This is a genomic window from Nocardia gipuzkoensis (genome assembly GCF_021183645.1).
Lineage (GTDB): Bacteria > Actinomycetota > Actinomycetes > Mycobacteriales > Mycobacteriaceae > Nocardia > Nocardia abscessus.
In genome coordinates, this window is record NZ_CP089225.1 from 950,887 (window position 1) to 965,053 (window position 14,167).

The following is a 14,167-nucleotide window of genomic DNA, read 5'->3' on the forward strand; positions in this document are numbered from 1 at the left end:
ACAATCGAATCCACGGTAGTCAGGGCGGTTGCCCTACTCCTCGTCGTCCTGGACCAGCCCGCGGCGCACCCGCGACGCGTGCTTGCGCTCGGCCGCGCTCACCCGGTCGGACTGCTCCAGCCGGATGTCGGTGCCGCGCCCGGTGGGCACCATGTCGATGCCCGCCGAGATCTGCGGCTCCCACTCGAACGTCACGGCGCCGATGGTCACCGGCGCTCCCGGCTCGGCGCCCAGCTTCACCAGCTCGTCCTCCACGCCCAAGCGGGCCAGACGGTCGGCCAGATAACCGACGGCCTCGTCGTTGTCGAATTGAGTCTGTCGCACCCAGCGCTCGGGCCGGGTGCCGCGCACGATGAAACCGCCCGGCTCCTGCGGGTCGGCGATCACGCTGAAGCCTGCCTCGTCCACCGCGATCGGACGGATGACCGGACGCTTGGGCGCCGCCTGCGGATGCTCCTCGCGGTACCTGCGCACCAGGTCGGCGAGGGCGAAGGTCAAGGGACGCAGGCCCGCGCGGCTCACCGCGGAGATCTCGAACACCGGCCAGCCCCGCTCAGTGAACTCCGGGGTCACCATTTCGGCCAGTTCGGCGGCGTCGGGCACGTCGATCTTGTTCAAGATCACCACACGCGGCCGGTCGGCCAGGTCGCCGAGTACGGCGTCCGCGCTCAGCGCGGGCTTGTAAGCGGCGAGTTCGGCCTCGAGCGCGTCGACGTCGGACACCGGGTCGCGCCCCGGCTCCAGCGTCGCGCAGTCCACCACATGGGCGAGCACCGCGCACCGCTCGAGGTGCCGCAGGAAGTCCAGCCCCAGGCCGCGGCCCTCGCTGGCCCCCGGAATCAAGCCGGGTACGTCGGCGACGGTGAAGGTGGTGTCGCCGCTGGCGACGACGCCGAGATTGGGGACCAGTGTGGTGAACGGGTAGTCGGCGATCTTCGGCTTGGCCGCCGACAGCACCGAGACCAGCGACGACTTGCCCGCGGAGGGAAAGCCGACCAGCCCGACATCGGCCACCGACTTCAGCTCCAGAACCAGGTCGAGTTCTTCGCCGTCCTCGCCGAGCAGCGCGAAGCCCGGCGCCTTGCGGGCCTTCGAGGCCAGCGACGCATTGCCGAGCCCGCCGCGGCCGCCGCGGGCGACGATGAACCGGTTGCCCGCACCTACCAGGTCGACCAGCACCTTGCCGTCGTCGTCGAGCACCACGGTGCCATTGGGCACCTGCAGCACCAGGTCGCTGCCCTGCTTGCCGTCGCGGTTGCCGCCCTCACCCGGTTTGCCGTTGCCCGCCTTCGCGTGCGGGTGGAAATGGAAGTCCAGCAGGGTGCGCACGTTGGAGTCGACCTCGAGGATCACGTCCCCGCCGTTGCCGCCGTTACCCCCGTCGGGCCCGCCGAGCGGCTTGAACTTCTCGCGGTGCACCGAGGCGCAGCCGTGGCCGCCGTTACCCGCACGCACATGCAGTACGACACGGTCGATGAACTTGGACATACGCCGAATCATCCTCCTTCTGGACTGGTCGTACTCGGGGCTGGTCGTTCGAGAACACGAAAAACGGGCCAGGGTTTCGAGACCCTGACCCGCTCGCTGTATATCCGGAAGTGGTTCGGCGGTCAGGCCTGAACCGGCTCCGGGGCCACGATGTTGACGGTCTTGCGTCCACGCTTGGTACCGAACTCGACCGCGCCCGCCGAAAGGGCGAACAGGGTGTCGTCACCGCCACGGCCGACGTTCACGCCGGGGTGGAAGTGGGTGCCGCGCTGACGCACCAGGATCTCGCCCGCCTTGACCGTCTGGCCGCCGAAGCGCTTGACGCCGAGTCGCTGGGCGTTGGAATCGCGTCCGTTCCGGGAGCTGGACGCGCCCTTCTTGTGTGCCATAGCTGGTTCTCCTCGGGATGTCTTACTTGATGCCGGTGACCTTCAGGACCGTCAGCGGCTGACGGTGGCCCTGGCGCTTGTGGTAGCCGGTCTTGTTCTTGAACTTGTGGATGCGGATCTTCGGGCCCTTGGTCTGCTCGACCACCTCGGCGGCCACGGAGACCTCGGCCAGCTTCGCGGCGTCGGTGGTCAGCTCGGCGCCGTCGACGACGAGAACCGGATCCAGCGCCACGGCGGTGCCCGGCGCACCCTCGATCTTCTCGACCTTCACCAGGTCACCGACCGCGACCTTGTACTGCTTTCCGCCGGTCTTGACGATCGCGTACGTTGCCATCGGTCGGCTGCCCTTCTTCCTCTATAGTGCTCGGCACTTGCTCACGCGGCGACTCCTCCGGTTTGATGCCACCGGAAACCGCCACACGACTGGTCTGGTAATCGCCACCGCCTCGGCGCCTGGTGACCCTCGGTATCGAACTGCGAGAACCGGGCCACGAAGACAAAATATGTTGTCACCGGGCAGCGACTGTCCAAGATTACAGGACGGCTACCGCGACGACCAAACCGGCGTCCGAGCGCGCCCTACCCGCATGCCACCGGTTCGCCGGCGGGACGCACGTGGCCCCCGCCGGAGAGACCGGCGGGGGCCATGCGCGCTGAGTGACGACTCGCTCCTACGCGTCCGGCGCACCTGCCGGGCGGCCGACCGCCCGCCTGCGTGGCCGGCTGCGCTGCGGCAATTCGACCGGTTGCGGCTGGGAGTAGTCGACCGCGGGCGTGGGCGCCTGCTCCGCGGTGGGCAGCACGAACACCGCTCCCGAGCTGTCCGCGGCGGGCGCGGCAGCCGAACGGGCAACCCGCCGGCGACGCGCCGGACGGGCCGGTTCGGGTTCGGCGGCACCGTTGGTGGTCGCCTGCGCACCGGCCTCGGCGGCCGCCTCGGTGACCGGGGCAGGCTCGGTGACCGGGGCAGGCTCGGTAACCGGGGCAGGCTCGGTAACCGGCTCGGGCTCGTCAGCGGCTCGGCCTGCGGTGGCGGCCTCCTCCGCCCGCACCGGTTCGATTTTCTCGACCTGCTCGACGACCTCGACGACTTCGGCGGGCTCGGTCTCCGGCTCCTCAGCGGGCACCGCGACCGCGGCCTCGACCGTTTCCTCGACCACCCGCTCCTCGGCGACGGCACCCTCGGCGCTCGCGGCCTCGGCCGGTTCCTGCTCGGGCTCGTCGGAGTGGTGCGCGGCCATCGCCAGCGCCACCGGATGCGCCCGTTTGACGGCCGCTTCCTCCTCGGTTTGTTCGACCGCGGGACCGGACCCGTTCGCAGGCTGAGCTTGCGCGGGTGCGGCCGCGCCCTTGTCCCGGCCACGGCGCCTGCGCGAACCGCTCTCCCGGGGGCGCCCGGCGGCTTCCTCGCCGGAACCGGGCTCCACCGGGTAGGCGTGCACGAGGATGCCGCGACCGTGGCAGTGCTCGCAGGTGGTGGAGAACGCCTCGACCAGGCCGGTGCCCAGCTTCTTGCGGGTCATCTGGACCAAGCCCAGCGAGGTGACCTCGGAGACCTGGTGGCGGGTGCGGTCCCGGCCCAGCGCCTCGGTCAGGCGGCGCAGCACCAGGTCGCGGTTGGACTCCAGCACCATGTCGATGAAGTCGACCACGATCATGCCGCCGATGTCGCGCAGCCGCATCTGGCGCACGATCTCCTCGGCCGCCTCCAGGTTGTTCCTGGTGACCGTCTCCTCCAGGTTGCTGCCGCCGGAACCGGTGAACTTGCCGGTGTTCACGTCGATCACCGTCATGGCCTCGGTGCGGTCGATCACCAGGGTGCCGCCCGAGGGCAGCCACACCTTGCGATCCAGCGCCTTGGCCAGCTGCTCGTCGATCCGGTAGGTCTCGAACACGTCGACGCCGTTGTTGTCGTGCCGGGACACTCGGGCGAGCAGGTCCGGCGCGACGGTGCCGATGTATTTCTCGACCGTGCTCCAGGCCCGGTCGCCCTCGATGACCAGCCTGGAGAAGTCCTCGTTGAACAGGTCGCGGATGACCTTGACCAGGAGGTCGGGCTCCTCGTACAGCGTCTTGGGCGCGTTGTTGTCCTTGCCCGTCTGCTCCTGGATCGTGCGCCAGGTCGCCTGCAGCCGGTCCACGTCGCGGGCCAGTTCGGTCTCGCTGACGCCTTCGGAGGCGGTGCGGATGATCACACCGGCGTCGGCAGGCACGATGTCGCGCAGGATCTCCTTCAAACGCTTGCGCTCGGTGTCCGGCAGTTTGCGGCTGATCCCGGTGGAGGTGCCACCCGGCACGTACACCAGGAACCGTCCGGCCAGGCTGATCTGCGTGGTCAGGCGGGCGCCCTTGTGGCCGACCGGGTCCTTGCTCACCTGGACCAGCACCTGGTCGCCCGGCTTGAGCGCCTGCTCGATCTTGCGCTCCTTGCCGCCGAGCCCAGCGGCCTCCCAGTTGACCTCACCGGCGTACAGCACGCCGTTGCGGCCGCGGCCGATGTCGACGAACGCCGCCTCCATGCTGGGCAGCACGTTCTGCACCCGGCCCAGGTAGACGTTGCCGACCATGGACGCCGAGCCGGTGCTCGTGACGAAGTGTTCGACCAGGACGTTGTCCTCGAGCACGGCCACCTGCGTCGCGGTGGGGTGGTCCGGGAAGGACTTCTCGCGCACGACCATGACCCGGTCCACCGCTTCGCGCCGGGCCAGGAATTCCGACTCGGTCAGGATCGGCGGGCGGCGGCGGCCTGCCTCGCGCCCGTCGCGACGGCGCTGCCGCTTGGCTTCCAACCGGGTGGAGCCGGTGATGCCCTGGACCTCGTCGACCGCGACACGGCTGCGGCTCTTGTTGCGCGGTTCGCGCTCGTGCACGACCGTGTTGGGCGGATCGTCGTCGGCGGGCTCGTTCTCGCCGGAGTCGCCCGCCACCTTGCGGCGACGACGGCGGCGGCGACGACGGCTGGAGCCTTCCGGCACGCCGTCCTCGTCCTCGCCCTCGGCGGTCTCGCCGGATTCCGCCTCGGCGGCCTCGGTGGTCTCGGGAGCCGACTCGTCCTCGGTCTCGGTGTCCGACTCGCTTTCCTCGCCGTCGCCGTCGCCGTCGGACTGCTGCTCGCCACGACCACGGCCACGGCCACGGCGGCCACGGCGCCTGCGGCGCGGCTGGCCGTCGGTGTCACCCTGCTGGTCGGCCGACTCGGTCTCGTCCTCGCCTGCCTCGGTCTCGTCCTCGACGGGCTCGGGCGCGGTCTCGACGGGCTCGGGCGCGGCCTCTTCGGTGCGCCGGGCTTCGCGTTCGGCGCGTCGCTGTCTGCGCGCCGCCTCGGCGGCCGCGGCATCCGGCGGCAGGAACAGCGGGGCCTGTACGACGGCCGCGGACTCGAACACCGTCGGGGCGACCGGCTCCGGCTCCGGGCGCACCGAGTGCGTGAAGAGCTGGGTGGGCGGGGCCACAGCGGCGCCGGTCGACGGCTGTGTGGCGCTCACCACATCCGGTGCGGAGAAGATGACGCCCGTACCGGTGAACGGGGTCTCGGTCCGCGCTTCCGGGGCGGGTACCGCCTGCTCGGCCGCCGCCGGGGCGGGGGCCTCGTCGGCGGGCGCGGGGGGCTGCGCCGGTGCGGGGGCCTCCGCCTGTGCGGCGGGCTGCTCGGCGTCCGCCTCGACGGTCACCAAGGCGTCGCGCACCGACTCCGCGACGGCCCGGTCGACGTTCGACTGCGCGCTACGCGCGTCGGCCCCCAGCTCGGTCAGCTTGGCCAGGACGCGCTTGCTCGTTACCCCCAGCAGCTTGGCGAGTGCATGAACTCGGATTCGCTCCGGCAATTGTTCGGCATCCTGTGATGTTGTTTCCAGCGGCTCTTGATCGGCCACGAAGTCTCCTCGGGCCCCCGGGCGCGTCCCTCCCGGCGGGAGTGACGCGGCCGACGCGGGGGCGCTGTCCGTTCGACTCGCACCCGGTGGGCGCGAGGTCAAGTGGTCTCGCCCCGCGTGCCCGGTTATTTCCTCGGTTGTTCGTCGTTCGGGCTAACTGGTCACGCGGCGCCTGGCTGTATGGCTGAACTCCGCGGATCGAGCGCTCATCCAGCATGCCGACGCGAACAGCGGGCCCCTAACCAGGCCGTTTGTCCATGGCAGCGATGATCGGCATCGAACCGTGGTGTCATCCGGCTGCGCTCGTCACGTCTCGTTCGCGCACCTGCACGAACAGTCGGCGTCGAAAGCAGCCGATGCCAGTATCCCACACCGCGCGCCGGGCGTTCGCCATCGGCGCTCGACTCGGTCCGGCCCGCGGCGCGAACGCAGGTGTCGCGGCAGCGCGGGCACGGCGATCGAGACCCGGTCAGGCAGGCCGCTCGGGGAACCAGAGGGCGATCTCGCGCTTGGCCGATTCGGGTGAATCGGACCCGTGGACCAGGTTCTCCTGCGTCTCGAGAGCGAAGTCTCCGCGAATGCTGCCGGGCACGGCTTTCTCGACCGGGTCGGTGCCGCCGGCGATCTGGCGGAACGCGGCGATGGCGCGCGGGCCCTCCAGAATGGCCGCGACGACGGGACCCGAGGTGATGAACTCGATCAGGGAGCCGAAGAACGGCTTCTCGGCGTGCTCTGCGTAGTGGCCCTCGGCCAGTTCCTCGGACACGTGCTTCAGCTCGAGGGCGACGATCTTCAGGCCCTTGCGCTCGATGCGTGCCAGCACCTCGCCGACAAGGCCACGGGCCACACCGTCCGGCTTGATGAGTACCAACGTCTGCTCAGTCACGGCGCAAGCCTATCCGGCACGGTTCCGGGTGCCGCACCAGCGGTCGGACTGATCGATCTCGCGGTGCGGTGGGCAGCGCCACGCCGGACTGAACCGGCCCACGACCAGCGCGATCATCGCAGGTGGCCGCGCGGCGCCGCGGCGGGCAGGCGGCTACTGCCGCTGGATACGCTGGCTGGGCAGCAGGCCCTTCTCCATCCGGCCGCGCACATCGGCGCGCAGCACCAGGATGAAGCCCCACACCACGCCGAACACCACACCGATGACGCCGATGGACAGATGGATGAACGCGCCCAGCAGGACGAACACCTGCAACGCGAGATTGAACGGCAGCGCCCAGGACCGGCGCTGCAACCCGGCCCCGAGGAACATCACCACCGCCAGCGCCACGAGGTAGGTGCCGGACATCCAGGTCACCCCGCCACCGACGTCGGCGACCACCGGCAAGGCCAGCAGCACGACGATCGCCTCGAGCACCAAGGTCCCCGCCATCACCCCGCGGAAACCCTTCCACGGGTCGGTCGCGGGCGGTGGTACCGGCTGCTCGTCCTTATCGGCCGATTCGCTCATGCTGTGCCCTCCTCGGCAGTCGCGGGCCCGACGTGGTCACGCACACCGCCGCCTTCGGTTGTGCCTCTCATGCCGGGTCCTTTCCGAACAGCGCCCGAGCCGAGCCCGCCGTGACCACCGACCCCGTGACCACCACACCCGCACCGGACACCATCTCACCCGGCTCGCCGACCTCTTCGGCGATCGCGATCGCGGTTTCCAGTGCGTCGGGCAGCGTCACCGCGGTGACCACGCGTTCGTCGCCGAAGCGCTGCACCGCGCGGTCGGCCAGGGTCTCCACGTCCAGCGCGCGGGGCGAACCGTTGCTGGTGACGACGATCTCGTCGAACACCGGCTCCAGCGCGGCGAGGATGCCGTCGACGTCCTTGTCACCGAGCACCGCGACCACGCCGACCAGCTTGCGGAAGTCGAACTCCTCGGTGAGCGTCGCGGCCAGCGCTCGCGCGCCCGCCGGATTGTGCGCGGCATCGATGAAGATGGTCGGCGCGCTGCGCATCCGTTCGAGCCGCCCGGGGCTGGTGACGCTCGCGAAACCGGCGCGCACGGCGTCGAGGTCGAGCCGCCGTTGCGCGCCCGCGCCGAAGAACGCCTCCACCGCCGCGAGCGCGAGCACCGCGTTGCGCGCTTGGTGCTCGCCGTGCAGCGGCAGGAATATGTCGTCGTACACCCCGCCGAGCCCCTGCAACTCGAGCTGCTGCCCGCCGACCGCGATCTGGCGGGCCAGCACCCGGAACTCGGAACCTTCCCGCGCGACCGCCGCGTCCACCTCGACGGCGCGGCGCAGCAGCACCTCCATCGCCTCCGGGTCCTGCTCGGCGATCACCGCGACGTTGTCGCGCGGCACCAGGCTGTCCGGGGCCCGCTTGATGATCCCGGCCTTCTCTCCCGCGATCGAGGCCAGGTCCGGGCCCAGGTAGTCGGTGTGGTCCAGGCCGATCGGCGTGATCACCGCGACCTGCCCGTCGACGACGTTGGTGGCGTCCCAGGTGCCGCCCATGCCCGTCTCCACGACCGCGACATCGACCGGCGCCTCGGCGAAAGCGGCGAAGGCCATGCCGGTGAGCACTTCGAACTTGCTCATGGCCGGTCCCCCGGCCGCCGCCGACTGCTTGTCGATCATCTCGACGTACGGCAGCAGCTCCCGGTAGATCTCCACATACCGCGCGGGCGTGATCGGCGCGTTGTCGATGCTGATCCGCTCGGTGGCCAGCTGCAGGTGCGGACTGGTGATCCGGCCGGTACGCCGGTGCAGCGCGGTGAGCAGCGCGTCGATCATCCTGGTCACCGAGGTTTTGCCGTTGGTGCCCGCGATGTGGATCGCCGGATAGTTCTGCTGCGGCGAGCCGAGCAGGTCCATCAGCGTGGCGATCCTGGTGAGCGACGGCTCGATCTTGGTCTCCGGCCAGCGCTGGTCGAGTTCCGCCTCGACCAGCGCCATCTCGGCCAGCTCCACCGGCGAGGGCCCGGACCCGAGCCGCGCCCCGCCGCCACGGCGCTCGTCGTCGCCGTATTGCGGTTCCGGCTCGTGGTTCACTTCCCGCTCAACTCCGCCAGTCGCGCCCCGATGCGCGCCACCTCGTCGGACGCGATCTGCTGCCTGCCACGGATCTTGTCGACCACGTGGTCGGGGGCCTTGGCCAGGAACGCCTCGTTGCCGAGCTTGGCCGCGGTGCCCTGCAGTTCCTTCTGCGCGGCGGCGAGATCCTTCTCCAGCCTGCGGCGTTCGGCATCCAGGTCGACCGCGCCGGAGGTGTCCAGTTCCACGGTGACCGTCCCGGCGCTCAGGCGGACCTCCACCGACGCGGTCGCGGCGAAGTCGGCGCCGGGTTCGGTGAGCCGGGCCAAATTCGCCACCGACGCCGCCTGCTCGCCGAGGCCCGCCTCGTCCACCCCGATCAGCTTGGCCGCCACCTTCTGCTTGTCCGCGAGACCCTGGTCGCTGCGGAATCGCCGGATCTCGGTGATCAACCGCTGGGTGTCGGAGATGCGCTGCGCCGCTTCCTGATCCACGGAGACACCGGAGGGCTGCGGCCACGATGCGATCACTACCGACTCGCCGCCGGTCAGCGCCTGCCACAACGACTCGGTGACGAACGGGATGACCGGGTGCAGCAGGCGCAGCACCGCGTCGAGCACCGAACCGAGCACCAGCTGGGTCGCCTCGGCGCGCGCGCCGTCGGCGGCGAACTGCACCTTGGCCAGCTCCAGATACCAGTCGCACAGCTCGTCCCAGGCGAAGTGGTAGAGCGCCTCGCACGCCTTGCCGAACTCGTAGGCGTCGAACGCGGCGTCGGCTTCGGCGCGCACCGCGTCCAGCCGGTCCAGGATCCAGCGGTCGGCGTCGGTGAGCAGCGCGCGGTCGGGCAGCTCGCCGACCCGCGCGCCGTTCATCAGCGCGAACTTGGTCGCGTTGAACAGCTTGGTCACGAAGCTGCGCGCGGCGAGCACGTGCGGCTCGCCGACCGACAGGTCGCCGCCGGGCTGCGCGCCGCGCGCGAGGGTGAACCGCGTGGCGTCGGCGCCGAAGCCGTTGATCCAGTCCAGCGGGTCGATCCCGTTGCCGCGCGACTTGGACATCTTCTTGCCGAACTGGTCGCGGATCAGGCCGTGCAGGAACACGTCCTTGAACGGCACCTGCCGCTCGCCGCCCTTGCCCACGGTGAGCGCGGCGTCCTCGGCGACGTAGGTGCCGAACATCATCATCCGCGCCACCCAGAAGAAGAGGATGTCGTAGCCGGTGACGAGAACGCTCGTGGGATAGAACTTCTCGAGTTCGGCGGTGGCGTGCGGCCAGCCCATCGTGGAGAACGGCCACAGGCCGGAGGAGAACCAGGTGTCGAGCACGTCCGGGTCCTGCACCCACCCCTCGGGCGCCGCCTCGTCCGGCCCGACGCACACCACTTCGCCCTCGGGGCCGTACCAGATCGGGATGCGGTGGCCCCACCACAGCTGACGCGAGATGCACCAGTCGTGCATGTCGTCGACCCAGCCGAACCAGCGCGGCTCCTGGCTCTTGGGATGGATCACGGTGTCGCCGGTGCGCACGGCGTCACCGGCCGCCTTGGCCAGCGACTCGACCTTCACCCACCACTGCATGGACAGGCGCGGCTCGATCGGCTCGCCGGTGCGCTCGGAGTGCCCGACGCTGTGCAGGTACGGCCGCTTCTCCGCGACGACCCGGCCCTCCCGCGCGAGCCGCTCGCGCACCTTGACGCGCGCCTCGAAACGGTCCATGCCGTCGAATTCGGTTCCGGTGCCGGTGATCCGGCCGCGCTCGTCCATGATGGTCGGCATCGGCAGCCGGTGCCGCAGACCCATCTCGAAGTCGTTGGGGTCGTGCGCGGGCGTGATCTTCACCGCGCCCGATCCGAACTCGGGGTCGACGTAGTCGTCGGCGATGATCGGGATCTGCCGCCCGGTGATCGGATGCTCCAGGGTGGTGCCGATCAGCGCCCGGTAACGCGGGTCCTCCGGGTGCACGGCCACCGCCGTGTCGCCCAGCATCGTCTCCACCCGGGTGGTGGCCACGACGACGTGCGGCTCGCCGTCGTCGAGCGAGCCGTAGCGCAGCGAGACGAGCTCGCCCTGCACGTCCTCGTACTTGACCTCGATATCGGAGATCGCGGTGCGCAGTTCGGGCGACCAGTTCACCAGTCGCTCGGCGCGGTAGATCAGGCCCGCGTCGTAGAGCCGCTTGAACATGGTCTGCACGGCGCGCGACAGGCCCTCGTCCATGGTGAAGCGGTCCCGGCTCCAGTCCACGCCGTCGCCGAGCGCGCGCATCTGCCACTGGATCGCGCCGCCGGACTCGCGCTTCCAGTCCCAGACCTTCTGCACGAACAGTTCGCGGCCGAAGTCTTCCTTCGTCTTGCCGTCCACCGCCAGCTGCTTCTCCACCACGGTCTGGGTGGCGATGCCCGCGTGGTCCATGCCGGGCAGCCAGAGCACCTCGTAGCCCTGCATGCGCTTGCGGCGCGAGAGGGTGTCCATCAGGGTGTGGTCGAGCGCGTGGCCCATGTGCAGGGTGCCGGTGACGTTCGGCGGCGGCAGCACGATCGAGTACGCGGGCTTGCCGCTGGCCGGGTCGGCGGTGAAATAGCCAGCGGCTACCCAGCGCTCGTACATCTCGGCCTCTACCTCGCTGGGCGTCCAGCTCTTGGGGAGGGCATCGGCACGATTACGCGTGTTGTCAGGGGCTGCGCTGGTCACCCCGCGATTCTAGAGCGCGCCGATCGACCCACTTCGGGTCGGTCGATCCGGGCGCCGGTTCGCGCGGATTCACCGGTCGGCCCCGGACCGGAAATAGGGAACCAGGGCCGCGGTCGATCGATACGAACCGTACAGGCGGTATTTCACATCGAAGACAAAGAAAGGCGGAGTCTTCGGTGGATGAGGGACACCGAACACTCCGCCTATGTCAGAAGCTTACCGGCGATCCGAGGCCGCACTCGGAATCCATAAGTAATTCTCAGCTTCCGGCATTTTGTACCCCGGCTATTCCCCTTATCGGGCGAAGGCGCCTGCGTCGGCCAGCACAAGGTCGCCGTTGATCGCGATCGCGGCGGTCGAACCGGCACCCGCGGCGGAGATCACCTGGGCGGCCGGATTGCTGACATTCCCCGCGGCCCAGACTCCCGGCACGCTGGTGCGCCCGGTCGCGTCCGTCACCACCCAGCCGCTGTCGCCGAAGGCGCAGCCCAGCGTGACCAGCACGGCATCGTTGGCACGGAAGGTCGGCGCGACGAACATCGCCGTCCTCGGCACCGCTCGCCCGTCGGCAAGTTCCACGCCGCGCAAGCGGTCGTCCACGGCGAATCCGGCCACTTCGCCGTCGAGCACCCGCACCCCGCGTGCGTCCAAGTGAGCGCGGTCACCGTCGGAGAGCGGCATCGTGTTCGGGAAGAAGATGACATCGTCCGACCACTGCGGCAGGAGCAGCGCCAGGTGCACCGCGCGGGCTCGTGCCCCGGGTTCCGGCCCGCCGAGCACGCCGATCGGCTGGTCACGGACCTCGTAGCCGTGGCAGTACGGGCAGTGCAGCACGTCACGGCCCCAGCGCTCACGCACTCCGGGCAGCTGCGGCAGTTCGTCGCGCAGCCCGGTGGCGACGAGCACGCGGCGAGCCCGCACCGTTGCGCCGCCGCCGAGCCGCAGTGTGTAGTCCGACTCCCCGGTCCGCTCCGCGTCGATCACCACGTCATCGATCAGTTCCGCGCCGTAGCCCGCGGCCTCGGCGGCTCCGTGGGCCAGCAGCTCGGCGGGCGGCATCCCGTCCCGGGACAGGAATCCGTGCATGTGCCCGGCGGGCGCGTTGCGCGGCGCACCGCCCCCGACCACCGCGACTCGCCGCCGCGCCCGGGCCAGGACCAGCGCCCCGGACAGTCCCGCCGCGCCGCCACCCACGATCACCACATCGTATGTCTCGCTCATTCCGCGATCACCTCCACCGACACAGTGCAGTCGTTCATGGCACTTCAGCAACTAATGTTGCCAAAATCGGGAAGACGCGGTGCACTGGTGAGATGTCCACACCACCGGCCGTCGCCCAGGCTCTCGCCGACATAGGCCCGCGACTCAAAGCGCTGCGCACCCGCCGCAACGTCACACTCACCGCGCTGGCGGAAAGCACCGGGATCTCCAAGAGCACGCTCTCGCGCCTGGAGTCCGGTCAGCGAAAGGCCAGCCTGGAGTTGCTGCTGCCGATCGCGATGGCCCACCAGGTGCCGCTGGACGAACTGGTCGCCGCTCCCAAGATCGCCGATCCGCGCGTGCACACCACAGCACGGAAGATGAACGGGCTCACCATCGTCCCGCTCACCAGGCAGCCGGGGCCGCTACAGGCGTTCAAGATCATCATTCCGCCCGAGCGCGGTGAACCCGACCCGAAGGTGCACGAGGGTTTCGAGTGGCTCTACGTGTTGTCCGGACGGCTTCGGCTGGTGCTCGGCGAGCACGACCTGGTGCTCGGCCCCGGCGAGGCGGCGGAATTCGATACCCGTCAACCGCATTGGTTCGGCAGCGCGGGCCGGGGCCCGACGGAAATCCTGAGCCTTTTCGGATCCCAGGGCGAACGAATGCATCTTCGCGCGCGATCGGCGGGCCGAAAACGCGAGTGAACAGCCATTGTCCGAAATGTCCGTTATTGCCGAATGCGCTGAAACCCAGCACTCTGGAGAGGGTGGATACCCCTGGCACGCCTCCTCCGGTGAATCCTCCGCGAAAACCAGGGTTTTCCCGGTTGCCGAACCCGTATCCACTGCGCACGCTGGGAGAGGTGAACCCCCCGCTGGAAGCCGTGTCCGCGTCCGCCCCGGAACCCCGGCTGCCGATCCTGGTCCCGGACACGCTGCACGATCTCCGCGGTCACGCGATCGAAGAGATCCGGTACCCGGTCTCGGCGGCGCTGATCGTCGCAGGCGTGCCCGGTGCGGGCAAGAGCACCGCGTTGCGCAAGTTCTTCGGCGCCGATTCGGCGGCCGACGCGCCGTCGCGCAGTGCCGCCGGGGTGCTGGTGCTCGACTCGATGCAGGCGCGCAATCGCTGGCGGCCCCGGCTGTGGTGGCTGCCCTACCTGCTGTGGCGTCCGCTGGTGCACGCGGCGCACTTCCTGGCGATCCGCACCGCGCTGCGTGAGGTCACCGGCCCGGTGGTGATCCACGACTGCGCCACCTTCGGCTGGGCACGGGCCCTGATCGCGCGCTGGGCGGCGGACCGCGAACTGCACCTGCTCATGCTCGATGTGCCCGCGGCGGTGGCGCGCGCAGGTCAGCACAGCCGTGGCAGGCGGATCAATCACATGTCCTTCCGGCTGCACGTGCGGCGCTGGCGGCAACTCATGCGCGCGGTCGTCACCGAGCATCGGTCGCCGGCCGGTGCGTCACGGTCGGTGGTCATCGTCGACCGCGCGGCCGTCGACCGGTTGCGCTGCGTGACGTTCGGCTGACCGGCACGCGAGGCCGCCG

11 protein-coding genes are annotated in these 14,167 nt (G+C 70.1%); 2 read left to right on the top strand and 9 right to left on the bottom strand.

From position 1 onward, the window contains the following. Nucleotides 1-33: 33 nt before the first annotated feature. The 9 genes from obgE to LTT66_RS04480 all read right to left on the bottom strand — a co-directional run bounded on the left by obgE (nt 34) and on the right by LTT66_RS04480 (nt 12,635). Entirely contained in the window at nt 34-1,488 is a 1,455-nt protein-coding gene (gene obgE, locus LTT66_RS04440) for a GTPase ObgE (protein ID WP_233064079.1), read from the bottom strand. Between the two features lie 122 nt (nt 1,489-1,610). Then, nucleotides 1,611-1,877, bottom strand: a complete 267-nt coding sequence (rpmA, locus tag LTT66_RS04445) for a 50S ribosomal protein L27 (RefSeq protein ID WP_043688634.1) — start codon at nt 1,875-1,877, stop codon at nt 1,611-1,613. Nucleotides 1,878-1,899: 22 nt separating this feature from the next. Then, entirely contained in the window at nt 1,900-2,211 is a 312-nt protein-coding gene (gene rplU / locus LTT66_RS04450) for a 50S ribosomal protein L21 (RefSeq protein WP_043688633.1), read from the bottom strand. A gap of 337 nt (nt 2,212-2,548) precedes the next feature. Continuing rightward, on the bottom strand, nt 2,549-5,749 hold the full coding sequence (locus LTT66_RS04455) for a translation initiation factor IF-2 N-terminal domain-containing protein (RefSeq protein ID WP_233064088.1): 3,201 nt from the start codon (nt 5,747-5,749) through the stop codon (nt 2,549-2,551). 469 nt (nt 5,750-6,218) lie between these two features. Then, nucleotides 6,219-6,635, bottom strand: coding sequence for a nucleoside-diphosphate kinase (gene ndk / locus LTT66_RS04460; RefSeq protein WP_043688631.1), 417 nt, complete (start codon nt 6,633-6,635; stop codon nt 6,219-6,221). 153 nt (nt 6,636-6,788) lie between these two features. Next, nucleotides 6,789-7,205 (bottom strand): DUF4233 domain-containing protein, encoded by a 417-nt coding sequence (locus tag LTT66_RS04465; RefSeq protein WP_181724722.1) that lies wholly within the window; start codon nt 7,203-7,205, stop codon nt 6,789-6,791. A 67-nt stretch (nt 7,206-7,272) separates the two neighbouring features. Further along, nucleotides 7,273-8,643, bottom strand: a complete 1,371-nt coding sequence (gene folC / locus LTT66_RS04470; protein WP_233068994.1) for a bifunctional tetrahydrofolate synthase/dihydrofolate synthase — start codon at nt 8,641-8,643, stop codon at nt 7,273-7,275. Nucleotides 8,644-8,735: 92 nt separating this feature from the next. Then, on the bottom strand, nt 8,736-11,414 hold the full coding sequence (locus LTT66_RS04475) for a valine--tRNA ligase (protein ID WP_233064103.1): 2,679 nt from the start codon (nt 11,412-11,414) through the stop codon (nt 8,736-8,738). Between the two features lie 294 nt (nt 11,415-11,708). Continuing rightward, nucleotides 11,709-12,635, bottom strand: coding sequence for an NAD(P)/FAD-dependent oxidoreductase (locus LTT66_RS04480; RefSeq protein ID WP_233064105.1), 927 nt, complete (start codon nt 12,633-12,635; stop codon nt 11,709-11,711). Nucleotides 12,636-12,727: 92 nt separating this feature from the next. Here LTT66_RS04480 and LTT66_RS04485 point away from each other — a divergent pair, with 92 nt between their 5' ends. Then, a complete protein-coding gene (locus tag LTT66_RS04485) occupies nt 12,728-13,321 on the top strand; it encodes a helix-turn-helix domain-containing protein (RefSeq protein ID WP_181724719.1) in 594 nt (197 codons plus the stop codon). Between the two features lie 158 nt (nt 13,322-13,479). Then, complete coding sequence (locus tag LTT66_RS04490) at nt 13,480-14,148, top strand: TGBp1 family protein (RefSeq protein WP_233064107.1); 669 nt, start codon at nt 13,480-13,482, stop codon at nt 14,146-14,148. The last annotated feature ends 19 nt before the right edge of the window (nt 14,149-14,167 follow it).